We start from the raw sequence: 24,723 nt of genomic DNA, 5'->3' as shown, positions 1-24,723 counted from the left end.
ATGCTGGAGCGGATTTTTATACAGAATTTTGCCCTGATCGAAAGGCTGGAGCTCAGCCTGAGCCCCGGCCTGCAGGTGATTACGGGGGAGACTGGTGCCGGGAAATCCATCATCCTCGGGGCGCTGCGCCTTATTCTGGGCGAGAGGGCAGACGCCAAAGCGGTGAGCGAATCGGGAGAGAAAAGCATAGTGGAGGCGGAGTTCCGTATCAGCGAGAAGATGAAGGCTTTTTTTGAGGAAAACGACCTGGATTACGATTCCCAGACGCTCATCCGAAGGGAAATTTTGCCGAGCGGGAAGTCGCGCGCTTTTATAAACGATGTACCCGTGACGCTGGAAGTGCTGCGAAGCCTCTCCTCAAAGCTTATCGACATCCACTCTCAGTTTGAAACTTCAGAGCTTTTTTCTCAGGAATATCAGTTTAAGATTCTGGACGGGCTCGCCGGGAATTATCCCTTACTTTCTGATTATCAGGCGGAATTCACTGAATATCAAAAATTAAAGCAAGAACTAAAGAGGCTGAAAACCCAGCTTGCGGAAGGAAACAAAACCACGGATTACAACAGGTTTCTGCTGAATGAACTGGAGGAAATGCAGCTGGACGAGCTGGACTATGAGGACCTTCAGCAGCAGCTTGCCACTCAGGAGAATGCGGAATTAATCTCGGAGCAGCTTTTTTCAGTAATTTCAAAATTCAATGCTGAGGAGGTCGGGGTGATTTCTTCGCTGAACGACGCGAGGATGAAATTAACCAGAATTTCAGAACTTTCCCCGCGGTTTGATGATCTTAAGCAAAGGCTGGAAGAAACTTATTTCGAAATAAAAGATATCCTCGGCGAACTGGAAAGCGGCGCGGAAAACCTGGAAATCAACCCCGAATTGCTGGCGTCCCTCAACAGTGTAAACAACCGCCTGAACGCGCTCTTCCTGAAGCACGGAGCTCAATCCCTTGATGAATTGGTAGAAATCCGCGAAGAACTGGCAGCACAGGAAAGCAGTTTCGAGGATATGGAAGGCAAGATTGCTGATGCGGAAAAAAGCCTTACAGAATCGTATGAAAAACTGATGCACTTATCAGGGCAGCTTTCTGAAAACCGAACCTCCGCAGCACCCGTTTTCTCGGAAAAAACAGAATCGGTGCTGAAGAGACTTGGACTGGGGAAGGCAAAAATCACCGCGGAGCTCACCCCTGCGGCAGAGCCCGGGCCATTTGGCGGCGAGGAAATCGGTATATTTTTCAGGGCAAATTCAGGATTCCCTCTGAGGCCCATACAGTCGGCGATATCGGGTGGTGAAAGGTCCCGCGTAATGCTGGCTATAAAGAAAATTATGGCTGAAAACTCCGCCCTGCCCACCTTGATTTTGGATGAAATCGACACTGGAGTTTCCGGAAAGGTGGCGGAGGAAATCGGAACCCTGATGAAAGAGATGTCCCGGGATCTCCAGCTGGTCGTGATCACGCATCTGGCTCAGGTTGCCGCCAAGGGCGATGCCAACTATAAAGTAGTAAAATCCGATATGGAAGGGAAAACCCGCACCACTGTAATCCCGCTTTCTGCGGATGAAAAATTAACGGAGATTGCCCAGTTGCTGTCCGGCGCCAAAATCACAGATGCCGCCCTGGAACAGGCTAAGGAGCTTATGAAATGATGGCGTTTCAGCGCTCTTTCGCCATAGGATTCTCCCTCTGCAATAAAATATACCCCATGATAAAAACCCCGATAAGGAATGGGTAAAAGAGGTACCGAATAACCTCCCAGGGAGAAACCGCGAAGGAAACTATGGACAGCGCCGTGAGGATCTGCGCACCATAGGGCAGCACACCCTGCACGAAACACGAGATGGTATCCATTATGCTCGCCATACTCCGGGGCTTCGCGCCTGTGGCATCGCTCATTTCTTTCGCTATAGGCCCTACGATGATGATGGCGATGGTGTTATTCGCGGTGCAGGCATTCACAGCTGCGGTAAGTGCCGCTACAGTAAGCTGCGCCGATTTGGCAGAATTCGTCCTCCGTTTCAGGTGGGCGAGGATATAGCTAATGCCGCCATTGTGCCGTATTATCCCGACCATGCCCCCAATCAAAAGGCAAATAATGCTGATTTCGAACATCGAGGACATCCCCTTCCCCATCATTTGCAAAGCCTCGAGCGCGCTGAAATCCTGATAGAAAAAACCGATAACCAGCGAAGAAATTATCCCGGTAAGCAGCGTCCAGATTACATTCAGCCCAAGGAGGGCTAATACAAAAACCAGCAGATAAGGCAGAATCTTCGGCAAAGTGTAGCTTCCCCGTACCCCGCCGGAAACCCCGCTAAGATCGGTGCTCAGAAAGATAAAAGCCAGAACGGACAGCAAGGCGGGAATCCATACAATTTTAATATTTGTACGGAATTTTTCCCTCATACCTATCCCCTGAGTGCGCGTCGCTGCGATGGTGGTATCAGAAATGAAGGAAAGATTATCCCCAAACATAGATCCGCCCACCACCGCGCCCAGCAGAATCCCCAGGTGCCCGGGCGCACTTTGCTCTATACCGAGCGCGAACGGGGCGAGTACGGCAATCGTTCCTACCGAAGTGCCCAGCGAAAGCGAGATAAATGCCGCAATGGCAAACAGCGCGGCAGGCATAAAACGCGGCGCAATGTATTGCAGCCCGAAATTGACGGCCGATTCTACCGCGCCCATTCCCCTGCTGATCTCTCCAAAGATCCCCGCGAGGAGAAATATGATAATCATTATCATAATGTTGGGATCGCCGGCGCCCTTCGCGAAAGCGTTCAGCTTCTTCTCAAAAGAATCTTTCGGGAACTGGAGGAGCGCAATAATAACAGCAGCCAAAAATATAAGCGGCGCAGGCAGCGCATAAAAATCTCCGGCATAAACGGAACCCCCGAAATAAAGTATTACAAACACCAAAAAAGGCAGGAGTGCAAAAGCGCTATTTTTTTTCACCGAAAATTTTTCAGCAAATTTAGAATTTTGAGTAATACCGCACTTAAAAAACAGGGGATTCGTCCAATACGAATACCCCACCCATATTAATGGAAATTTTGTAATTTTGTTTGTTATATGAAGCGGGCCTGCGCCTAAGTAAGCACCCGACCAATACTGGAAGTGCTTTCGCAGAAGCGCTTTTTTATTTATTAGAATGCAAAAAGTTACTGAAAGCAGGCGCTGAAATAGTTGTTAATTATAAGGCTCCTGTTTTTTTGCTTATAATTTTGTTTTATTTAAATTTGAATAAAGCAAAAATTAATGAGATTTCTAGTCAGGCTGCAGACGAAGGACCGCATCATTCCTATCAATTATCAGTATCCGATGAGTGCGGCGATTTATAAAATCATTTCGCAGGGCGATGCTGAGTATGCCGAGTTTCTGCATAATACAGGCTACGGCAAGGGCTTCAAGTTTTTCACATTTTCTCAGCTGAACTGCAAGTTTGAAATCGATGGTGACAGGATGAATTTGCTTACCGATGAGGTGAGTTTTCAGATTGCGTTTCATTTGCCGCAAGCAATGGAGAATTTCGTGAAAGGGCTGTTTCAGTCGCAGAAAATCGAGATTGCCGACAAGAAATCCCGCGCAGTTTTTTCCGTGAAATCTGTAGAGAGTTTACCAAATCCTTTGCAGAAAGTAAAGGAGAACGAAATCATTAAAATGGAGCTGGAACCGCTATCGCCAATTGTAGCGGCAGTGAAAAATGAGAATGGTAATTACACCTTTCTTTCGCCGGAAGATGCAAGGTTTGCAGAAAGCTTATTATTTAACTGGCGCAGCAAAATTGCGGCGTGCTATGATGATGAAACAGCGCAAAATGCAATGCTTTTATTGAAGCCGATTTTACTGCAAAAGCCGCCAAAATCCCGACTGATAACCATAAAGGAAGGCTCGCCACAGCAAACCAAAATCAGAGGTTGGATGAACCTAAAAATTGAGGTGACGGCGGAAAGGAAATTTGTGGAAATTTTACTAAATTCGGGAATTGGAATTTATAATAGTTTGGGGTGGGGGATTATGTCTAAAAAAAACTTTTTAGAAGATGATTAACAATATAGACTTTTTATTAAATAAACCAGAAATTTCTAAACATTTAAAACTGATAATTCAGCCGTTGGCACCACTATCTATGGTTTCAGAAATACCGGGATCTTATTATAAAACACTTGATACGCCTGACAAATTTAAAATTAGTGGACTGCTTGAGAATATTCTTGGATGGCATTTCAGCAAGAACGATAGGGGCAAAATTATTAAACACATTAAGAAAAAAAGCGCCAGGAAAAAAGATTATGTGCCACAGCCTTCCAATTCCGGATTTCAATGTTTGCTGGTAGATTACTTTGAGATTGGAATGGTTTTTAAGCAACCTTCTGTGCAGTACAATGATTATTGGAAAAGATCATTTACAAGATTGGATAGTGGTGCTGGACCTGCTCACCCTAATGGAACACCCAATTTGGACTACAGTATTATTAAAGAGAAACATACCTTTTTGAAAAACGGAAATATTTCGGATTTTTTTGAGAAAAGAAAAAGAAGTTATCCTATGTTTTACACTACGCCAACCCCTCGGGAATATATAGATTACGAAGGTGGAGAAATGCACATTAGCATACATATGGATCCTAAATTATTTGATCAATTAAAGAATGCATTGCTTGAAAACAGTACCGCCTATTTGGGCAACAGTGAAGGATGGGTGGATATAAAAATTGAGGAAATATGAATCAGACAACACATCCCTTTATAAGATATGGAATTGCAGTAGTAATGCGGGAAAATCGCTTAAGTGAAGTAAGCGAAATTTCTCGTGAGCATATAATAAAAGAACTTGAAATTTCGCGAAATCATTTCCGTTTGAAACCCCAGTCTTTATTTGTAGGTCAGAAAATTGTAAAGTTTGTCTATTGTGATAACGAAAAGGGAGAGCCAGGAAAAGGAATATATTTGTCACCATCTGTTTTGTCTGGTAATAAGGAAGCAAAAAGTGTAATAACAAAAATTGAACAACTAAAAACAGATTTAAAGAATAACAAAAAGAGCACTGATATTACAAGATCTATTACACCAATCGCAGGAGAATTTACGAGTTTTGGAGATAAATCTATAGGTAGGGGCAAGCCCAAGATGGTTACGGAAGTTGCAGCTTTTGCTGCCATTACAACTTCCACTTCAAAAAAACCTTCTTTGATGTTTAAGAGTTATAGAAAGGAAAAAAATGAGACTGAAAACATTGCAATCATTCCAGATTTGGAACTTCCTGAAATGATTGATTTCATAGATTTGTTTGAATTAATTAAAAATCAGTCTACAGATCAGCTTATGACGGGCTATGTCAGTCAAAAAGATAACAAGCCGCAAAGACCTAAAATTTACAATGGTAATTTTCCTAATGCTCCTAAAAGCAGTTCCTTAGGTGCTGTGGCACTGTTGGCCGCCCTTGGTTCTTGGTCAAAAGATGCAGAAGCTATCCAGTGGGCAAAAAAAGTGTTGGACAGTCTTAAGAACACACAAATCTATCTGGTAGGAACCAAAACTTACCAAACTTTTAAATACAATCATTATATTATAGAACTTGCTAAGGCTAATAAGCTAAGTGAAATTGTCGACAGTATTTATTACACTATACTTTATAACCAAGGTGCAAGAGATACTAAAAATACTGGTGAATATCAAAAATTCGATTTGTTTGCTTCGCGGTTTCTCCAGCTATTCAATACGCCTTCATTTAAGGATTTTTTCTCGTTTAGGGCCGAATATCCTCATCAATTAGAAATGCTTTTTAAAACTTATTTTGTTAATATGGAAAACATATCAGAAGAAATAGTACACTCTGCCAGAGAACTTGGCAAATGGCTGAACTATGCAGCATACAGGGTTGCAGAAACCAATGTGAATAACACGAATCCTGTAGAAGAAAGAAAGAGTAAAATCCAAGAAGCAAAGGCAAAAAACCTGATTGAAATTGAAAGTTCGATTTTCTCTGCAAGAAGTGGTGATGCGCTGATCTTTCAGGCTATTACCAGGGCAGGTAGGGCCTCAGGACTTGATGCACCCCCAGAAGCAGAATTGTTTATGATAAAGACTTCTACAGGGGAAATAAGCCTTGATTCTGCTAAGTACCTTTTAATCGCTTTTTCGCGGCTAAGAAATAAATTTGAACAGAAACAGAATCCAATTGAAAAAGAGATTGAAAATGATGATGATGAAGAGAACGAAGAAGATTTCTCAGATGCACAAGAATAACTAATCAAATAAAAATAAAATTATGACAGTAAAAGGAATTTTAGTTACAATGCTCGTTCCAATGGAGAACCACATTGCTAATGGAGGGGAGAAACTATTGGGCAACGCTTCATCAATAAAAAGAAGACCGGATGGCAAAGTGTATATTTCTGGGCAGATGCAGCGCCATGTGCTTTTCTCTGCAATGGATCGGCTAAATGAAGATGATTCTCACAAGGGAGAAACCTATATTTCGAATGGCGATGGAATCGGAAATGCTATCGAACTAGATATAAGAGCGGATCTGGGAGGTTTTATGCATCCAAATAAAGGTGATTACTCAGGCAGAAGAATCGCGCCTTTAAGTGTTACACCTGCTGTGGCATTAGAGCCAAGTGAAATAGGTAGAGACCTGATGCTGAGACTTTCCACCATGGATAGGAATAATGCCGTGGCAACCAGAGAATTTAGCCAGGGTGATATGATGCATATGAATTTTTCCCTTGATGTTGGAATGGTAGGAGTTTCCAAGGTTTTTCATTACCATGACAATTTCAGCTTTGGTAGCAGCTACATACAACACATCGGATTGGAAGAGAAACTGCGCAGAACAAAACTATTCATCGACTCCACAAGAATGATGAATGATTATGCAAACCAGGCCAGAAATGCAGTTAGCGGAGAGCCGCAGCAAGTATTGATTGTATTTGACACCAAACTCAGCAGAAAAGCTGCACGGTACTTTGTAGCCGGTGAAAATGAAAAGCAGAATATTTTGGAAGAACTTGACGCAAGGGAGGCCAAATATTTTGCCGGCAATGATATATCTGGTGAAATGTCTGTTTCCCAAGCCTATGAAAGTGCACTATCATTCCTCAATTCTGAAAATTTATACAACCCTTGCCCTCCAGAATCTGAAATAAAAACATTTGCTGAAGCGTTTGAAACAGAAAAGTAATAGCTTGTTTTTAGCCAAGCCTTCTGGCATCACCCTATCAGAACATATTGAAAATGTGCTGCTGCAAGGTGATGCCATTTTTAATAGTTTTCCTTTCACTTTTATCAAATACAAATGTTTTACGGGAAAAGATTTATATAAAAGACTTTCCGCAGCGATAAAGTACCATGATGATGGCAAGAAAAAAGATCCTTGGCAAAAAGCGTGTTGTGCGGATTACAACACTTATATTGAGTGGAAGGAAGCCAATGTTGGAAATTTCAGCGACTTTAGCAAACATTGCAATAAAACAGCTGGGCAAAATCTAAGGAGAAGCGGCATAAGACACGAAATTTCGTCTCTTGATATGCATTGGGATCATAACTTTTCTCTTCCAGTGCAAGCATCAATAGCGGCACATCATTCCAAACTAAGTTTTAAGCACGAGTATAGATGGCTCGATAATAGTTCCGGAAAAAATTCAACTGCTTTGTGGAATGTTTTTAAAAACCTTAATGCCAAATTTCGCAATCATAATTACTTTACTGAAGCTGTAAAAGAGCATTACGAATATTCTGGTGTGCGAGCATTTTTACAGCTTGCCGACCGAAGAGGAAGTGCTTTAGAAGACAATGGTTATATTGTAGGATTTGATAAATTCAAATATGAATTTCCTACGGGTTGGGAAAAAAGAAAAGTTCAGCAATTAGCTGAGCAACATTTTAATGATGAGCTTCTGCTACTTCGTGCACCTACTGGTTCAGGAAAGACTGATGCCTGCCTATTATGGGCGCAAAAGCAAGTAAAACATAATAAAGCGGAAAGATTAATAATTGCTATGCCCACAAGATTTACATCGAACGCTTTATCCATAAATATTACAGAGACACTTTCGTCCACTGGGCTGTACCACTCTAGTGCTTGGTTTAGTAAATTTCATAAAGATGTAAAGCATGGTGTTATAGAAAAAGAAATTGCAAGAAAAAAGCACGAAGCAGCCCGGCAGTTAATAATGCCTGTGACCGTTTGTACAATTGATCATTTGCTTGTGGCGCTTACATTATCGCGCGAAGATCACCATAGCATTGTCTTCAATCTCGCTAACAGTTGTGTAGTTATCGATGAGGCAGATTTTTATGATGAATTCACACAAGCCAATATTCTTGTGCTTTTAGAAGCCCTTAAAGTTCTAAGTGTACCTGTAATGATCATGAGCGCATCACTTCCAGAAGCTAGTCTCGATATGTACAGAAATGCAGGATTCAGAGTGAACTCCATAATAGAGGATACATCAGATAACTCAAGATTTCGATGTGAAATAGTTGAAATAAGAGATTACGAAGAAGCAGAAGACCTTAGTGACTTATTTGAACTTTGTATAGAAAAAGGCCAAGCTATAATTTATGCAAACACAGTGGCACGAGCCATAGAATTTTATGAATGGTTTAAAGACAAAGGTGTTCCGATAATTGTGTACCACAGCAGATTTACCGAGCCAGATAAAAAACATAAAGAAGAACAACTTTTATCTATGCTTGGCAAAGAGGTTTGGGAAGAGGGAAAAGCTTCCGGTATAGCAATACTTACACAAATTGGCGAGATGAGCGTCAATATTAGTGCGGATATTATGATTACCGAAACCTGTCCTATAGATCGATTAGTCCAGAGAGCAGGGCGGTTATGCCGTTTCGAAAAAAGAAAAGTGGGTAAATTATTTGTAGTAAATCCAGAAAAGGATGGTCACCTCTACCCAGCGCCCTATGGGGAATATGTTCCAGGTAGGGGCTGGAAACCTCTTCAATCTTTGATAAAAACTAATCAGATTCTCGACTGCAAAAAATATTCAGCAAATGATTTTGTTGCAATGGTTAATGAAGTTTACCCTACATTTAAAAACTTTTCAACGAAAGCTCAGCAGAATGCAGTATTGCTAAAACAAAAATTTGTTTCGAACTGGATTATCGTCCCCCGTGAACAAAATGAAGAAGAAGATGTTGATATGCAAGACTGGAAATCAAGAGATATCGCAGAGAATGTGTCAGTATTTGTAAAGTTTCCAGAGCAGGAATATTTCTATTATTGGCAAGATTTCCAGGAATTCAAAATTGAAAATTCTATTGATATTTCGGCTTATTTATTCAAAATTGGTTTAAAATATAATAGGCTGACAGCTGTAGAAATTACAGTGAATAATGAAGTGAGGAAGATTTATGTAGCAATTAATTCGTATTCATTTGAATATGGACTTGAATTAAGCACGCAATCCAAAGAAGACCAATTTTTATAATGTCATAATGCCTATCACCGCTACGCATATCAATTACATCGTAGTTTGTAAGAGAAAGCTGTGGCTTTTTTCAAATGGCATCACAATGGAGCATACTTCCGAACTGGTGTATGATGGGAAGTTGCTGCACGAAACAAGCTATCCACAAAGGGCGGAAAGATACAGCGAAGTGGAGCTGAAGGCAGATTTTGCTGGCAACGAACTGGCTGGAAAAATAGATTTCTTCGACAAGAAAGAAAAAATCATCCACGAAACAAAGCGCGGCAACAAAGTGGAAGCTGCACACGAAATGCAGGTGAAATTCTACATCTGGCTCTTCGCGCTGAATGGAATGCACGGCGTCTCTGGAAAAATTGAATATCCCAAGCTGCGGCAAACCACAGATGTATCGCTGAGCGATGAAGATGAAAAATATCTGCAAAGCATCATCCCGAAAATTGCACAAACGCTGCAGTCCGAAACCTGTCCGCCCTTGCTGCACGCCAAGATTTGCAGAAGCTGCTCTTATTTCGAATTCTGTTATTCCTCTGAATTATGAAGAAATCCTACTACCTGTTCAATCCCGGAAGGCTTTCGCGCAAAGACAATACGCTGAAATTCGTACCCACGGATGAACACGGGAAAGAAGGTGTGCCAAAATTTCTGCCCATAGAAGGCATCAAAAATCTTTACTGCTTTGGCGCGCTGGATGCCAATTCCGCAATGTACAATTTTCTCGGCAAGAGCCAGATTCCCGTGCATTTCTTCGATTATTACGAGCATTACACCGGCAGCTTTATGCCGAAGGAATATTTGCTCAGCGGCAAAGTGCTGGTGCACCAGGTAGAGCATTACACGGCGAAGAAAAAGCGGATGGCCATAGCCCAAAAGTTTGTGGAAGGCGGCGCCTACAATATGCTGCGCAACCTGAAATACTACGCCAACCGTGGCAGGGAAACCGGCGAGAGAATTCCGCAGATTGAGCACCTCATTTCCCGAATTGGCGAGACCGCGGAAATTGACGAACTGATGGGCATAGAAGGCAATGTGCGCATTTTGTATTACGAATGCTTTGGCGAAATCATCAACGGTTTTGAAATGAACAGCCGCACGAAGCAGCCACCCAATAATGAAGTGAATGCATTGATATCATTTCTCAATATGGTGTGCTACACGGCCTGCCTCGATCAGATTTACCATACACAGCTAAACCCTACCATCAGCTATCTTCACGAGCCGGGATTTCGGCGCTATTCGCTCGCTCTCGATTTGGCGGAAATCTTCAAGCCCATCCTGGTGGACAGGTTAATATTTTCGCTGCTGAACAAAAGGCAAATCAGCGCATCGGATTTCGATGCCAATCTCAACAGCTGCCTGCTGAAGCCATCTTCCACACAAAAAGTAATTCGTGCCTGGGAGGAAAGGCTGGGCGAAACCATAAAGCACAGAACGCTGGGCAAAAGCGTGAGCTACCGCCACCTCATCCGGCTGGAATGCTACAAGCTCGTGAAGCACATTATGAAAATAGACAGCTACGAACCTTTTAAAATCTGGTGGTAATGTACTGCATACTCGTTTACGATATAGAGCAAAGGCGCGTGGCAAAGATGCTGAAGCTGTGCAGGCGCTACCTGAACTGGATACAGAACAGCGTTTTTGAAGGCGAAATAAGCGAGGTGAAACTGAAAGAGCTGATAGCCAATGCCAAAAAAATAATGGATGATGAAACGGATAGCTTGATTATCTTTACATCACGCGACGAAAAATGGCTTGAAAAACAGGTGATAGGCTTGGAAAAGAATAATTTGGATAATTTTCTTTAGCGCGCCCAAAACCGTAGCGAAGTCGTCGAACTCCTGCGGAATGATGCTCTTTGACATTTTCGAAACGTTAATTTTTTATAAGTTATTGGAAATGAGGTGGGTAGGAAGTCGTCCAACCCTCAATGGAATCATATGATTGGGGGTGGACGATTTTATTAAGAAAAATCCGTTGAAACATTTGGCGGCGAAGCCAGTGTTTATTAGCTTTGTACCGGCGAAAGCCACGGCTTTTAATCGCACCATTGTGGAATTGAAATCCTTTTTAAATAAAACTCTTTAAATCTTGCTCTACCCTTTTAATCGCACCATTGTGGAATTGAAATCAAGGCAAATTTTAGCGTATCGTTTAATTTCTTCATACTTTTAATCGCACCATTGTGGAATTGAAATTCAAGCAGATTGCGTACTTCTTTTTGAAGAATTACAGCTTTTAATCGCACCATTGTGGAATTGAAATAATAATCTCTCATTTTTTCTTGCTTCAAAAATCTTTGCTTTTAATCGCACCATTGTGGAATTGAAATAGGACGAAAGCTTCAAGAGGCTGGAAGAGAATGTGACTTTTAATCGCACCATTGTGGAATTGAAATAAATCAACAGCCCGAAAGACATTGTAATCCTTCAGACTTTTAATCGCACCATTGTGGAATTGAAATTTCAGCGATAACATTGATTGTATTGTTGTTGTCCACTTTTAATCGCACCATTGTGGAATTGAAATTCCTCAACTTCTAAAGAAAAGAATTTCTCATTTTCCTTTTAATCGCACCATTGTGGAATTGAAATTCCATTAGTAATGCTTCCTCCAATAGTGGTATAAGGCTTTTAATCGCACCATTGTGGAATTGAAATAGGGTAACGCAGATAGAAGCTTCCGGGCAATGGGGCTTTTAATCGCACCATTGTGGAATTGAAATTAGGTTTTTCAGGTTTTATATAGGCTCTGTTTTCACCTTTTAATCGCACCATTGTGGAATTGAAATATTTTTCAGGTAATAGATACCCAATCGGGCTTGTTACTTTTAATCGCACCATTGTGGAATTGAAATATGTTTTTAAATGCGAAATACAGCGACAGTTCTTCACTTTTAATCGCACCATTGTGGAATTGAAATTATAGTTTCAGCGCATCGCACATTAGCAGAGCCTTCACTTTTAATCGCACCATTGTGGAATTGAAATCAGACATCAGCCTATCTGAATCTGCTTCCCGCGAAACTTTTAATCGCACCATTGTGGAATTGAAATTAGTTTCCAGAATGAGTAGGCTATATGGAAGTACCTCTTTTAATCGCACCATTGTGGAATTGAAATCACGAAATTCGACGATGTGCAGGAAGCCATCGCCGACTTTTAATCGCACCATTGTGGAATTGAAATCTTCGATAAGGTCCAGCAATTCATCGGCTTTTTCCACTTTTAATCGCACCATTGTGGAATTGAAATTCGCCTTAATTACAATCGTAAACATAATTTCTGATGCTTTTAATCGCACCATTGTGGAATTGAAATAATGTCAGCTAAATTCGATAATGCCGATATGAAAGACTTTTAATCGCACCATTGTGGAATTGAAATGCCCATATTTTATAGATTTATATAAATACATAAATCCTTTTAATCGCACCATTGTGGAATTGAAATACAGACTTACAAAATCTGTAGAGTTCGCTCAATCTTTCTTTTAATCGCACCATTGTGGAATTGAAATCATTTCCAGCTCGCTCAATTTTTTTGTTTGTTTTTCCTTTTAATCGCACCATTGTGGAATTGAAATAAGCTCCTCGTCTCTTAGTTGCTTTAATTTTTTAAAGCTTTTAATCGCACCATTGTGGAATTGAAATTTGACGGAAGTGACGGATTTCAGCAACAAATATCGCCTTTTAATCGCACCATTGTGGAATTGAAATGAGGGAGAATATAGGATAAGGCTATGGAACGGCGTGGCTTTTAATCGCACCATTGTGGAATTGAAATCATTAATCATCAACAGCATTTATAAATTCTAAGATACTTTTAATCGCACCATTGTGGAATTGAAATCCGCCAAATCTTTGTTTAGCTCCGCCAAAGTAACGGCTTTTAATCGCACCATTGTGGAATTGAAATCTGATGAACGCAGCTCTCTCGTCAAAATCTCTGCTGCTTTTAATCGCACCATTGTGGAATTGAAATAGAAGGTTGACAAGCCGACCGTAACGGCGACAGATACTTTTAATCGCACCATTGTGGAATTGAAATTTACAAATCCTTGGTGGCGAAACACAGAGGTTTTAACTTTTAATCGCACCATTGTGGAATTGAAATGATCTCAGGGAACCAGCCAATTTTGATAGTGGAAGACTTTTAATCGCACCATTGTGGAATTGAAATCGCTTAACAATATACTTTATTCGCTCTGCCTTATTAAACTTTTAATCGCACCATTGTGGAATTGAAATTTGTCAAACAAAATTAAATTATTGTTTATGACAACACTTTTAATCGCACCATTGTGGAATTGAAATTTTTTTATCTCTATCACATCGCCGAATATCTCTAATCTTTTAATCGCACCATTGTGGAATTGAAATATCATAGCGGCTTCTGCGCCGCTATTAACGGCGATTCTTTTAATCGCACCATTGTGGAATTGAAATATGGTCGATGAAATCACGGTAGATGAGGATGTTTTCCTTTTAATCGCACCATTGTGGAATTGAAATATCGTAAAAATGATTATTTCTATTCTCTCGGAAATTCTTTTAATCGCACCATTGTGGAATTGAAATCACTTCAAAAAGTCGTGCACGCTCCGCCTGATATTCCTTTTAATCGCACCATTGTGGAATTGAAATCTCACTTTTGCTGATAATTTCTTTATAGAGGTAAGCTTTTAATCGCACCATTGTGGAATTGAAATACGGGAAACTTTCTGAATAATCTTCAGCTTTACATTCTTTTAATCGCACCATTGTGGAATTGAAATTTATCGGCGCAAGCGGTATGCTTTTAACAAAGCAGACTTTTAATCGCACCATTGTGGAATTGAAATTTATTTCAGGAAACGGAAGGACTATAGTTTCCAGCCACTTTTAATCGCACCATTGTGGAATTGAAATATACTAATCTTCCCACCAAGTCTTCAGTACCGGCGACTTTTAATCGCACCATTGTGGAATTGAAATAGATAATCTGGCCCCGCTTGTTGGTTTGTTATCATCCTTTTAATCGCACCATTGTGGAATTGAAATATCCAGGCATCCACAGTTTCGCCGTTTATTCTGATTCTTTTAATCGCACCATTGTGGAATTGAAATTCGTAGCGGTACCGGTATTAACTCACTTGCCCAGCGACTTTTAATCGCACCATTGTGGAATTGAAATGGAAGATTATGACGATTATAACACGAAAGAAGTGGACTTTTAATCGCACCATTGTGGAATTGAAATACTGTAAAAATGGTAATCTCTATTCTTCAGGAAATTCTTTTAATCGCACCATTGTGGAATTGAAATATGCAATATCGGACGGCGAAAATTCACCGTCCCTTCCTTTTAATCGCACCATTGTGGAATTGAAATCAGAATTTTTATCTTTTTTCGCTTTTCGTGCTTTTCCTTTTAATCGCACCATTGTGGAATTGAAATTTTTCGTAGCGTATCTTTCGCCAATCCAGGCGTCCACCTTTTAATCGCACCATTGTGGAATTGAAATTATTTGTAAGAAATTTTCCGTTTTGTATTTCAATTACTTTTAATCGCACCATTGTGGAATTGAAATAAGCATAGACGAGCTAAGGGCTATCAAGAAGGCGGCCTTTTAATCGCACCATTGTGGAATTGAAATGCCCCTGATGGAGATTTCATCAAAAATATCGTCAACTTTTAATCGCACCATTGTGGAATTGAAATGATTGTGTAAAGCCGTGCCCTCTCCGCCTGATATTCCTTTTAATCGCACCATTGTGGAATTGAAATTTGACGGAAGTGACGGATTTCAGCAACAAATATCGCCTTTTAATCGCACCATTGTGGAATTGAAATATTTGTCTTTTGTATTTCATCACCGCCATTTCCATCTTTTAATCGCACCATTGTGGAATTGAAATGATTGTGTAAAGCCGTGCCCTCTCCGCCTGATATTCCTTTTAATCGCACCATTGTGGAATTGAAATTTGACGGAAGTGACGGATTTCAGCAACAAATATCGCCTTTTAATCGCACCATTGTGGAATTGAAATATTTGTCTTTTGTATTTCATCACCGCCATTTCCATCTTTTAATCGCACCATTGTGGAATTGAAATTCGTAATCAAGTGGTCTTGGGAAAGGTATGTTGGCCTTTTAATCGCACCATTGTGGAATTGAAATCTACTTAAAACTAAGGTTAGATGATGGTAACCCAAGGCTTTTAATCGCACCATTGTGGAATTGAAATCACACGGAAACGATGTATTGAGCGTTAATCGCTTACCTTTTAATCGCACCATTGTGGAATTGAAATAAGATAAAATGAAGAAAATAGTCTACATACTACTGCTTTTAATCGCACCATTGTGGAATTGAAATGCCGGTGTGGCAGGGAAATTTTTAATAGTCTATTTCTTTTAATCGCACCATTGTGGAATTGAAATATTGTGTTAGTTTTTCCATTTTTTCGTTTTGTTTTTCTTTTAATCGCACCATTGTGGAATTGAAATTAGCGCAAAAAATACAGCGTCTTCCAGCTTTCTCACTTTTAATCGCACCACACTGGAATTGAAATCGGAGGAAAATCAATGACAAACCGGACATCAACAGACACAAACTAAGCCACATTTTTTCGCTACCCTTAAAAATGTAAAACGCTGTTAATCTTTTGATTATCAGCGTTTTTAGTACCCAGGACCGAACTTCCTCAATTTTATCAGTAATTTTACTGTTTTTTAATCGCTTTATATCAATTAGTTACGTATTTGTTTGATTTTTCTCATCTTTGCTTTTGTAGGATTTTATGGGCTTAAAAACAAATTTAGCCACCCTTTTAGCCACCCTTTTTTTGTCTTAAAACGCCTTTAATTACTATGAAAGTTGTATTTGAACTTAGGAAAGAAAAAGAAACAGCTGATGGCCTGATACCTATACAATTGGTAGTACGCTCAGAAAGTATCCGTGTCAGAAAAAATTTAGGCGTGTCCGTTAAGCTTGAGCATTGGACGGGAAGTCGTGTGAAGCCAAATAAAAAGAAAGAAAAACCTAACAATCACGAGTTCATAAACCACCTGCTGCAGCACGCTGAGGATAAATGCCTTAGCATAAACCATTACCTCAAGGCGAATAACATTAAATTTTCCAAACAAATTTTTGATGAGAAGTTTGAGGACAAAGATAAAGAGCTTACTGAAACGGATGAGCCTGATTTTTTTGAATGCTTCGATGAGTTTATCGAAAACGGAAGAGTTGCTAAGGCATTTAATACTATAAAAGCTCAGGTAACTGTAAGAAATTTCGTTAAGCAATTTTGCATTGATAGAAACTTTGAATTAAGTTTTTCAGCCTTCGATATGGTTTTTTTTCAACAGTTGTCAAAATATGCCTTTACCAAAAGAAATGTAAAAGCGAATTATTTCGCAAAGATTATTGCGGTGCTCAAGTCGTTTGGGAGGTGGGCTTTAAAAAAGGGCTATAATAGAAAAAGCGAATTTCTCGATTTTAAAGCTTCTGAGCAAGATATCGATATTATCTTTCTTACATTCGAAGAACTGATGACACTGTATAACTTTGAATTTGAGAGCGATAGATTATCGCAGGTCAGGGATTTTTACTGCTTCGGATGCTTTACCGGATTAAGATTTTCAGACATTGAAAAACTTTACCTTGCCAACATTTCCGAAACGCATATCACCCTCTCAATACAGAAAACCAAGACGCAGAACCATACCATTAGGCTTAACAAATATTCCAAAGCAATTCTCGAAAGGTACAAAGGCACTATCTATGAACCACTGCCATCGATATCTTCCCAGAAATTCAACAACTACATCAAGGAATGTTGCAGAATTGCAGGAATAGACACACCCTTTACAAGGCATTGGTATGTAGGCAATAAGAAAATGAGCGAAACAAAGCCAAAATGCGAACTGATTACCAGCCATACTGCGCGGAAAACTTTCATCACCAATTCTCTGCTGCTTGGTATGGAACCAGCCGCCATCAAGAAGATAGCCAATATTAAAAAGGATGCGGTTCTCAGCAAGTATATGAAGATTACCGAAGCCTATACCGATGAGCAAATGGAAAAGGCCTGGGGGTAAATAGTCCTAAATTTCCCCGCCTACTTCCTTGAATTTTTCCACGAAAGCAGATATTTTTTCAAAAACTCTTTGCTTCGTTGTGAGGTACTGTGGGTTTAGTGGACTCATTTTCGGAAGCAGGGCGTTCAGCTCGGTGCCGTTCTCACTGGCAAATTGGCGGCGTAGCGATGTCGCGATATAGCGCTTGGCTTCATCCGTGTTCAGATTTTCCTCACTGATTAATGATTCCGCCTCCTCTTTCTGTTTTTGCAGCGGTAATTTCAGGTTTCTTAGCCGTAGTTTTTTTAACTGCTGTAACTTTTTTAGGAGCAGCTGCGGGTTTGGCTGCCGGTTTTTTTTCGGTGATGGTTTTCTTCACCAGTGTCATGCCGCAAATGGGGCAGTTACCAGGTGCTGATTTCACGACCTGTGGATGCATCGGGCAGGTGTACACGGTTTTGGTGCTCTGTGAATAACTGTTTATGGACATTGCCATAAATAGGAAGAGCGAAAATATATATTTCATCCTGTGATTATTTAATTTTTAACAAAGTTGCATTAAGTGCGACCACGATGGTACTGACACTCATCAGCACTGCGCCCATGGCGGGACTCAGGACAAATGTAGGATACAGAACACCCGCAGCAAGTGGAATAGCCACGACGTTGTAGCCCACTGCCCATACGAGATTCTGGATCATCTTGCTGTAGGTTTTCTTTCCAAAATCTATCATTTTCACCACGTCTCGAGGGTCACTGTTGACCAGAATAATATCTGCGGTTTCGGCAGCAACATCAGTTCCGCTGCCAACTGCAATGCCTACATCTGCTGCTGCCAAAGCCGGTGCATCATTTACGCCGTCACCTGTCATGGCAACGATTTCTCCTTTATCCTGAAATTCTTTTACTTTTTCCTGTTTGTGGTGCGGAAGTACATTTGCCAAATATCCGTCCATTCCTAACTGCTTTGACACCGCCGCCGCTACCTTTTCGTTATCACCTGTAAGCAGGAATGACTTAATGTCCATGCTTCGAAGTTGGTCAATAGCTTCTTTTGCGCCTTCGCGAATGGTATCTGCTAAAGAAACAATACCCACGGGCACGTCATCAATCAAAATAAAGTTCACTGTTTCTGCATCCTGGTTGATTTCTTCCGGAATGGCAGGTACCTGTTTATTGTTTTGAACAAAATAATTAGGCCCAGCCGCGACAACCGATTTACCGTTTACGATTCCTGTCACTCCAATTCCCTGCATGTAGCGGAAACTGTCTGACTTCCATAGCTCCAGTTTTTTTTCGGAAAGGGTCTGCATGATTCCTTTTGCAATGTGATGTTCGGAGTTCTGCTGCACTGCTGCTGCATACTGGAGTAAATCGTTTTCCGAATAGTGTTCCGTTAGAGGAATGATTTTCTGCACAGTGTGGGAACCTTTCGTAAGGGTGCCGGTTTTATCGAAAATAATGGTCGATAATTTTCTGGTGGTTTCAAAAGCCGTGCGGTTTCTGATGAGTAAACCATTTGTCGCTGAAAGTGTAGTGGAAATGGCCACCACCAGAGGGATTGCCACTCCTAAAGCATGCGGACAGGCCGTTACCATTACCGTTACCATCCGTTCCAGAGCAAAAGCCAAATCTCCCATGGTGATGTACCAGTAAGCGAAAGTTCCTACTCCCACCACAATTGCTACTATAGTAAGCCATTTGGCTACTTTATCCGCCAGATTCTGAGTGTTCGACTTTGCTGCCTGCGCATCCTGAACCAAATTAATGACCTTATTGAGGTACGAATCCTTCCCAACCCCTGTTGCTTTTATCTTTAAAGCCCCGTCTCCATTGATAGACCCTGCGATAACCTTTCCACCGGACTCTTTTCTTACAGGAACACTTTCTCCCGTCAGCATGCTTTCATTTAAATAGGAACTGCCCTCGACAATCAGACCGTCAGCGGCGATTTTTTCGCCCGGTCTTATGATTACGGTATCTCCGTTTTTCAGCTGTTCCAGTTTTATTTTTACCGGACTTCCGTTACGCTCGACGGTTACTTCATTTGGTAGCAATGCCACTAAGGATTGTAACGCATTTGAAGCTGCCATCTGTGAACGCATTTCGAGCCAATGACCCAGAAGCATGATGACAATTAGGGTGGCGAGCTCCCAAAAGAAATCCATGCCCGGCAGCCCGAATACGACGGCAACGGAATAGACATAAGCTACGGTAATCGCCAAAGCAACGAGCGTCATCATCCCAATAGCTCCGGCTTTCACTTCGCCCAAAAACCCTTTGAAAAAAGGCATTCCACCGTAGAAATAAATAATACTTCCCAAAACCAACAGCACGTATTTATCGCCTTGAAAAGCTATGGTGAAACCAAGCCACTGCTGAATCATGTGGGAAAGCAGCAGCACCGGGACAGAAAGTACCAGTGTAATCCAGAATCTTTTTAAAAAATCCGGAGTATGATGACCTGCATGTTTGTCAAATCCCGCCGCTGAACTATCAGATTCTGAGTGATGATCATGATTCTGATGATGATGGCTGTGTTCGTCTTTTTCAGGTCGGGCGGTTCCTCCGAAGGGAATTAAGTTCATTCCGCAAAGTGGACATTTCCCCGGTTCGTCCTTCAATATCTGGGGATGCATGGGACAGGTGTATTTTTTCATAATTCAATTTTTTTGCGTTAAATTCTGCTATTTGAGATTACTTCCGGGTTTGAAGTTCCTTAATTTTCGCCCTCATGACGGCAATTTCTTCCTCCTGTGCTTTGATAATTTCCTCGCCCAACTTTCTCACTTCCGGATCGACCAGATTACTTTCTTCGACCATTAGAATAGCCCCTGCATGGTGTGGAATCATGGACTTTAGAAACTGCATATCTCCAACGGCGGTCTGCTGCCGAATCCCCGACCAAAACAGCACCATCATCAGCACTCCGAGGCCCATAAGAATTTTATTGAGTTTTTTGTTGGGATACATCTTCCCCATTAACAGCAGTTCGATGATCAACATAGGAGAAGCCATCAGGCCTGCCATGTATAACTGGTTTATGTTTGGAATTACGTTAGCCAGCTTGTCCACCATCGCATACATTAGTATAAACATTGAAATAAAGGAAATCAGAAGCATCCAAAATAACTTTTTGTATGCAGAGGCATGGCTTTCTTGCGCGTGCTGGACAGACTCCTTGCCCGATTCCATTTCATGTTTGGAATGATTGCCTGTTGTTGAATCAGTATCCTTAAGCATGTTGTGATCATGTTCTAAATTTTTCATCTTAGTAATTTTTTAGTGTGGGTTAATGGTATTAAAAAAATCTAACAGTTCTTTTTTTCATCCGCTGATAATCTGGCGTTTCCGTGCATCATGCGGTATGATTTTAAAGGCATTTCGTCTTTCTCAATCTGGCTGATGATGCTTTTTATTTTTGCTTTTTTCCGTCTTTTTGAATAGTTATTAAACTCATCAAAATTCCAGCCTATCATATTCAATTTTCTCATATTACATTGTGCTCATATCGTGACCTGCCATGGGATCTGCCCCTTTCTTAAATATATATTCGCTGTTCAGAAGGTAGGCCCCGGAGACCACTACTTCGTCTCCCGCCTTAATTCCTGATGTGATTTCTATTCTGTCTTCATATTCGAGACCCGTTTCCACCATTCTGTTGACGAAGGTGTTCTTCGCGGTTTTCACCCACACCGTGGAAGATTTGCCATCCCTGATTACCGCATCCACAGGCATTGAAAGACCATCACGGGATTTGTTTTCCACCAGAACATATACCGGCATGCCGGGTTTCAGCAGATTTCCTTTGTTGGGCACGGAAATGCGAACCAGATTTATCCTGCTGGAGGCGCTTATTTCAGGGTTTGTAAAATCAACCTTCCCATTTATCTTCAAATTATCCAGATCGGGAATATATACGGTGACCTTGCTGTCTTTCTGAAGGAGAGCCATTTGGGAAGAATACACCTGCGCCTCTGCCCAAAGCGATGAAAGATCTGCCAGATTCACGATGGTGCTACCTTCGGCAAGATAATCGCCTTCGGCAATGCTCAGATCGGTGATGTAACCGGCCGCATTGCTGAATACGGTAGTAGTAGGTGTGGCTTTTCCTGATCTTTCCAGCTGTTTGATCTGGCCTTCGGACATTCCCCATAAATAAAGCTTGTTGCGGGAACTTTGGAGCAACTGATCAAAATCAATGGAAGTATTACCGACGAACAGCTTGCGTCTTTCTAATGCCAGCAAATATTCCTGCTTTGCATTATTGAGTTCTTCACTGTAAATATCGACCAACGGCGCCCCCTTCGGAACAAAATCGCCAATGTTTTTATAATACAACCGTTCAACTCTACCCATTACTCTTGAACTTACTGCCTGCATTTGGTACTGATTAAAATTGAGTGTTCCAGTCAGGGTAAGTTTGTCGGCCATAGACCCATCAGATAGCGCGACTGTTTTGATATTCCCAAGTTTAACCTGCTCGTCATTCAAGATAATTTCGTTAGGATCAGCATTCTTTTTCTTCTCGACAGGCACCAAATCCATGTGACAAATGGGGCATTTTCCGGGTTTATCGGAGACTACCTGCGGGTGCATGGAACAGGTGTAGTAGATATCGTGGCCGGCATGCGGATCTTCCTCCTTTTTACAGGAGTAAAGAAAAACCAGCAAGGCCAGCATTAAAATATTGAATTTCATCTTATCAATTTTTATCTGTTAATTTTTATGAAACTTTCGCTGTCCATCAGGTACTGTGCATTTTCGGCAACTCCATCTTCAGGAAGCAAACCACTGACGATCTGAATTTTATCGCCTACCACCGCGCCGGTAACAACCTTGTGGGCAATAAAACCGCCTTCAACTTTTTTGAACGCAATTTTATCAATCCCCAAAGAAACCACCGCTGATTTCGGCAGCCAATCTGCCATTCTGTTGTGGCTCATAATCTCCGCTCTAACCTGACTTCCGACAGGAATTTTTGCGGTGGAATTATCAAAATAGACGCGCGCCGTTACGGTTTTGCTGCCCTGCCTGAAAAAGGGTTCAATAAAACCGATGATTCCTTTGAAGCGATTTTCAGGATTGGCTTCCGGGATGATCATGACTGACTGTCCTTTGCTGACCAGTGCAATGTCTTCAGAGAAAATATTGATCAGGGCCCAGGTTCTGTTGGGATTGTAGACACTGAAAATATTCTGTCCTTTCTGGAGATACATTCCCTCTTTTAGGGGTAGTTCAGCGGTGGCTGCCGTATTAGAAGCCATTGCGGGTGCAGATTGTGGTGATGACCCCATGCTTCCGGCCGATCCTGCCTGCTGAATGTGTCCGCTGTAATTGCTGAAAACCGGAACTGTGAGATCAGGTTTCCCTTGCTGGATGACTTTCTGTATCTGTGAAGCCGGCATTCCCAAAAGAAGGAGTTTCTGGCGCGAAGCATCGATCATTGTTTTGTTTGAGCGGTCATTTTTAATAACGAAGAGCAGGTTTTGCTGTGCGGTTAAAAGTTCCGGGCTGTATATATCTAAAATACGCTGCCCTTTCGACACTTTCTGGTATTTATACCGCACATAGAGTTTCTCGATACGGCCCGCAACGCGTGAGGAAATACTGCCAATCTGTCGAGTATCGTATTCTACCGTCCCTAAAGCATCGACCGTGGTGGGTATGTTTTCTCTTTTTACTTTTATTACGGGCTGTTCCGACACTACAAATTCATTGGTTGGTTTCAGCAGATCGTCGAGTTTAATCCCCTCTTCCTTTTTTTCAGCGGCATCTTTCAGGACCAAATCCATCCCACATTTGGGACATTTGCCGGGTTTGTCTGAAATCACTTCCGGGTGCATCGGACAGGTATAAGTATGCATTGCAGCTTCTGCCGAGTGCTTATCTTCCCAGAACTTAACTTTGTCACACGCCGTCAAACCAAATAAAAGCATAGTGAATATTATAATTTTTCTCATCTTCTTTCAATTAAGCGGTCAATTTCAGTTTGCGTCTGCAGTGCTTTGGTAAGGATCTCGAAATATTCCAGTTGGGCCAAATTCAGCTGTTCCCATGCGTCATATAACATGAAGAGTTCTTCCGTATTCTGCTCATAGCCCAACTGCATGGATTTGTAGTTGTTTTTTAAGGCCGGAATAATGGTGTCTTCATAGAGTTTCAGCTGATTTTTATTCAGGTCCAGTTCATTGCGCATTCCGTAGGCCATTCCGCTGTATTCGTTCACCATCATTTCTTTCTGTGCCTGCAAGGCTTCTTCTTTCAGTTTCAGGCTTTCAATATTGGCTTTATTCATGCCTGAAGCCCAGGATAGGAAAGGTAGTTTTGCCATCAGCATCAGAGAAAACTGCATGGGCTGGCCACCAAAACCAAACATGTTTTCGAACTTTACGCCAAATTCCGGCTTTAGATTCTGCTTTTCCAGATCCTGTTTGAGTTTGGCAATATTGATTTCCCGGTCGATGCCGCGGAGATCACTTCTGTTCTGATAAAAGAGATCCTGACCAAAAGTCTCGAGAGAGTAGTCATTCAGGTTGTATTCGGGCTCAATCTCCAGCGGTGCGAGCGCGTCCCTTCCCATGAGGGCATTCAACCGGATCCGGTTGACGCGAAGGTCATTCTCGTACATGAGCTGCATGTTTTTGGAACTGCCAAGCGCAGCTTTTGCTTTGTAATAGGCCGATATTTTACCGAGTCCGTTTTTGTACCGGATTTCGGCGTTTCTGATCATGAAATCCAGCATCTTTTCGTTTTCCTTTACGACCTTCAGCTTTTTATCCAAGACGATTGAACTGTAATACAGTTTTTTCGCATCCTGAAAGTTTTCATTGAGGGCGGCAAAAAGTTTTTCCTTTTCCACAGAGGACATTGCCTTCATCAGATTCTCGTTGGCATCGAGTTTCTTTCTGTTGGGCAACATCTGTTCTACCGAAACTGCTACTGAGCCCATACCGAGCATATCGCCGTCGCGCTGCCAGAGTTTTGGATTATAGGGCGTCATGAAGAAACCGGCTCCAACGGTTGGGGGCATCCAGCTTCTTGCGCCTTTGCCCGCAGCGTCCATTGACCGGACTTCCGCATTATACATTTTAACCACCGGATGGTTGGTTGCGATACTGTCCATTACAGCGGGCAGGGACATTTGCTGAGCAAAAGTGGCGGTAAAAAGCAAGGTAAGTACTCCTGTTATTATGAATTTTTTCATTTTGTAA

Annotated in this window: 19 protein-coding genes, 1 pseudogene and 1 CRISPR repeat array; of the genes and pseudogenes, 10 read left to right on the top strand and 10 right to left on the bottom strand. The window is 41.5% G+C overall.

Features of this window, described 5'->3' with window-relative positions:
- Entirely contained in the window at positions 1–1,650 is a 1,650-nt protein-coding gene (recN, locus tag IMZ16_RS07060) for a DNA repair protein RecN (protein ID WP_193439456.1), read from the top strand.
- A gap of 7 nt (positions 1,651–1,657) precedes the next feature.
- Here the strand turns inward: recN and IMZ16_RS07055 are convergent, their stop codons facing one another.
- Positions 1,658–2,917, bottom strand: coding sequence for a Na+/H+ antiporter NhaC family protein (locus IMZ16_RS07055; RefSeq protein WP_227411585.1), 1,260 nt, complete (start codon positions 2,915–2,917; stop codon positions 1,658–1,660).
- 342 nt (positions 2,918–3,259) lie between these two features.
- Between IMZ16_RS07055 and cas6 the strand changes: the two genes are divergently transcribed.
- The 9 genes from cas6 (at position 3,260) to IMZ16_RS07010 (ending at position 17,530) form a co-directional block, all read left to right on the top strand.
- The gene (cas6, locus tag IMZ16_RS07050) at positions 3,260–4,051 is read left to right on the top strand and encodes a CRISPR-associated endoribonuclease Cas6 (RefSeq protein WP_193439454.1); all 792 of its coding nucleotides are present in this window, start codon (positions 3,260–3,262) and stop codon (positions 4,049–4,051) included.
- Positions 4,044–4,730, top strand: a complete 687-nt coding sequence (cas5p, locus tag IMZ16_RS07045; RefSeq protein ID WP_193439453.1) for a type I-PGING CRISPR-associated protein Cas5p — start codon at positions 4,044–4,046, stop codon at positions 4,728–4,730. Before cas6 ends, cas5p begins: the two co-directional genes overlap by 8 nt.
- On the top strand, positions 4,727–6,250 hold the full coding sequence (gene cas8c / locus IMZ16_RS07040) for a type I-PGING CRISPR-associated protein Cas8c/Csp2 (protein ID WP_193439452.1): 1,524 nt from the start codon (positions 4,727–4,729) through the stop codon (positions 6,248–6,250). Before cas5p ends, cas8c begins: the two co-directional genes overlap by 4 nt.
- A gap of 22 nt (positions 6,251–6,272) precedes the next feature.
- The gene (cas7p, locus tag IMZ16_RS07035; protein WP_193439451.1) at positions 6,273–7,187 is read left to right on the top strand and encodes a type I-PGING CRISPR-associated protein Cas7/Csp1; all 915 of its coding nucleotides are present in this window, start codon (positions 6,273–6,275) and stop codon (positions 7,185–7,187) included.
- Positions 7,171–9,453 carry a CRISPR-associated helicase Cas3' gene (gene cas3, locus IMZ16_RS07030; protein ID WP_193439450.1) on the top strand — a complete coding sequence of 761 codons (2,283 nt, stop codon included), beginning with the start codon at positions 7,171–7,173 and terminating at the stop codon, positions 9,451–9,453. The genes cas7p and cas3 overlap by 17 nt, the downstream gene beginning before the upstream one ends.
- A gap of 7 nt (positions 9,454–9,460) precedes the next feature.
- Positions 9,461–9,991 carry a CRISPR-associated protein Cas4 gene (gene cas4 / locus IMZ16_RS07025; protein WP_193439449.1) on the top strand — a complete coding sequence of 177 codons (531 nt, stop codon included), beginning with the start codon at positions 9,461–9,463 and terminating at the stop codon, positions 9,989–9,991.
- Complete coding sequence (cas1b, locus tag IMZ16_RS07020) at positions 9,988–10,992, top strand: type I-B CRISPR-associated endonuclease Cas1b (RefSeq protein WP_193439448.1); 1,005 nt, start codon at positions 9,988–9,990, stop codon at positions 10,990–10,992. Before cas4 ends, cas1b begins: the two co-directional genes overlap by 4 nt.
- Positions 10,992–11,255 (top strand): CRISPR-associated endonuclease Cas2, encoded by a 264-nt coding sequence (gene cas2, locus IMZ16_RS07015; RefSeq protein ID WP_073178992.1) that lies wholly within the window; start codon positions 10,992–10,994, stop codon positions 11,253–11,255. Before cas1b ends, cas2 begins: the two co-directional genes overlap by 1 nt.
- A 227-nt stretch (positions 11,256–11,482) precedes the next feature.
- A CRISPR array of direct repeats spans positions 11,483–16,002; the repeat unit is 30 nt; unit sequence CTTTTAATCGCACCATTGTGGAATTGAAAT.
- 298 nt (positions 16,003–16,300) lie between these two features.
- The gene (locus tag IMZ16_RS07010; RefSeq protein WP_193439447.1) at positions 16,301–17,530 is read left to right on the top strand and encodes a site-specific integrase; all 1,230 of its coding nucleotides are present in this window, start codon (positions 16,301–16,303) and stop codon (positions 17,528–17,530) included.
- Positions 17,531–17,536: 6 nt separating this feature from the next.
- Here IMZ16_RS07010 and IMZ16_RS07005 read toward each other — a convergent pair whose 3' ends face one another.
- The 9 genes and pseudogenes from IMZ16_RS07005 to IMZ16_RS06975 all read right to left on the bottom strand — a co-directional run bounded on the left by IMZ16_RS07005 (position 17,537) and on the right by IMZ16_RS06975 (position 24,716).
- Positions 17,537–17,734, bottom strand: a complete 198-nt coding sequence (locus IMZ16_RS07005) for a type I restriction endonuclease subunit R, EcoR124 family (protein ID WP_455423664.1) — start codon at positions 17,732–17,734, stop codon at positions 17,537–17,539.
- A gap of 7 nt (positions 17,735–17,741) precedes the next feature.
- On the bottom strand, positions 17,742–17,888 hold the full coding sequence (locus IMZ16_RS10530; RefSeq protein ID WP_455423665.1) for a hypothetical protein: 147 nt from the start codon (positions 17,886–17,888) through the stop codon (positions 17,742–17,744).
- Between the two features lie 3 nt (positions 17,889–17,891).
- A pseudogene (locus IMZ16_RS10525) lies at positions 17,892–17,999 on the bottom strand (heavy metal-binding domain-containing protein); the annotation flags it as partial.
- A 43-nt stretch (positions 18,000–18,042) separates the two neighbouring features.
- Complete coding sequence (locus tag IMZ16_RS07000; protein ID WP_193439446.1) at positions 18,043–20,169, bottom strand: heavy metal translocating P-type ATPase; 2,127 nt, start codon at positions 20,167–20,169, stop codon at positions 18,043–18,045.
- 37 nt (positions 20,170–20,206) lie between these two features.
- Positions 20,207–20,779, bottom strand: a complete 573-nt coding sequence (locus tag IMZ16_RS06995; RefSeq protein ID WP_227411489.1) for a DUF305 domain-containing protein — start codon at positions 20,777–20,779, stop codon at positions 20,207–20,209.
- Positions 20,780–20,820: 41 nt separating this feature from the next.
- Positions 20,821–21,003, bottom strand: coding sequence for a heme-binding domain-containing protein (locus tag IMZ16_RS06990; RefSeq protein ID WP_193439445.1), 183 nt, complete (start codon positions 21,001–21,003; stop codon positions 20,821–20,823).
- A gap of 1 nt (position 21,004) precedes the next feature.
- A complete protein-coding gene (locus IMZ16_RS06985; RefSeq protein WP_193439444.1) occupies positions 21,005–22,210 on the bottom strand; it encodes an efflux RND transporter periplasmic adaptor subunit in 1,206 nt (401 codons plus the stop codon).
- Positions 22,211–22,221: 11 nt separating this feature from the next.
- Entirely contained in the window at positions 22,222–23,472 is a 1,251-nt protein-coding gene (locus IMZ16_RS06980) for an efflux RND transporter periplasmic adaptor subunit (protein WP_227411488.1), read from the bottom strand.
- Positions 23,469–24,716, bottom strand: a complete 1,248-nt coding sequence (locus IMZ16_RS06975; RefSeq protein WP_193439443.1) for a TolC family protein — start codon at positions 24,714–24,716, stop codon at positions 23,469–23,471. Before IMZ16_RS06975 ends, IMZ16_RS06980 begins: the two co-directional genes overlap by 4 nt.
- Between the last annotated feature and the right edge of the window lie 7 nt (positions 24,717–24,723).

Origin of the sequence: Cruoricaptor ignavus, assembly GCF_014961145.1 — a bacterium.
In the GTDB taxonomy this organism is placed as follows: domain Bacteria; phylum Bacteroidota; class Bacteroidia; order Flavobacteriales; family Weeksellaceae; genus Cruoricaptor; species Cruoricaptor ignavus.
The sequence above is the reverse complement of the archived record's forward strand: the minus strand, read 5'-3'. Positions and strand labels throughout refer to the sequence as shown.

Coding starts and splice junctions, on each gene's coding strand:
- cas2 (WP_073178992.1), top strand. CDS start 10,992: ATGTACTGCATACTCGTTTACGATATAGAGCAAAGGCGCGTGGCAAAG.
- cas5p (WP_193439453.1), top strand. CDS start 4,044: ATGATTAACAATATAGACTTTTTATTAAATAAACCAGAAATTTCTAAA.
- cas7p (WP_193439451.1), top strand. CDS start 6,273: ATGACAGTAAAAGGAATTTTAGTTACAATGCTCGTTCCAATGGAGAAC.
- IMZ16_RS06985 (WP_193439444.1), bottom strand. CDS start 22,210: ATGAAATTCAATATTTTAATGCTGGCCTTGCTGGTTTTTCTTTACTCC.
- cas4 (WP_193439449.1), top strand. CDS start 9,461: ATGCCTATCACCGCTACGCATATCAATTACATCGTAGTTTGTAAGAGA.
- IMZ16_RS06975 (WP_193439443.1), bottom strand. CDS start 24,716: ATGAAAAAATTCATAATAACAGGAGTACTTACCTTGCTTTTTACCGCC.
- cas1b (WP_193439448.1), top strand. CDS start 9,988: ATGAAGAAATCCTACTACCTGTTCAATCCCGGAAGGCTTTCGCGCAAA.
- cas6 (WP_193439454.1), top strand. CDS start 3,260: ATGAGATTTCTAGTCAGGCTGCAGACGAAGGACCGCATCATTCCTATC.
- IMZ16_RS06990 (WP_193439445.1), bottom strand. CDS start 21,003: ATGAGAAAATTGAATATGATAGGCTGGAATTTTGATGAGTTTAATAAC.
- IMZ16_RS06980 (WP_227411488.1), bottom strand. CDS start 23,472: ATGAGAAAAATTATAATATTCACTATGCTTTTATTTGGTTTGACGGCG.
- IMZ16_RS06995 (WP_227411489.1), bottom strand. CDS start 20,779: ATGAAAAATTTAGAACATGATCACAACATGCTTAAGGATACTGATTCA.
- cas8c (WP_193439452.1), top strand. CDS start 4,727: ATGAATCAGACAACACATCCCTTTATAAGATATGGAATTGCAGTAGTA.
- IMZ16_RS07010 (WP_193439447.1), top strand. CDS start 16,301: ATGAAAGTTGTATTTGAACTTAGGAAAGAAAAAGAAACAGCTGATGGC.
- recN (WP_193439456.1), top strand. CDS start 1: ATGCTGGAGCGGATTTTTATACAGAATTTTGCCCTGATCGAAAGGCTG.
- IMZ16_RS07000 (WP_193439446.1), bottom strand. CDS start 20,169: ATGAAAAAATACACCTGTCCCATGCATCCCCAGATATTGAAGGACGAA.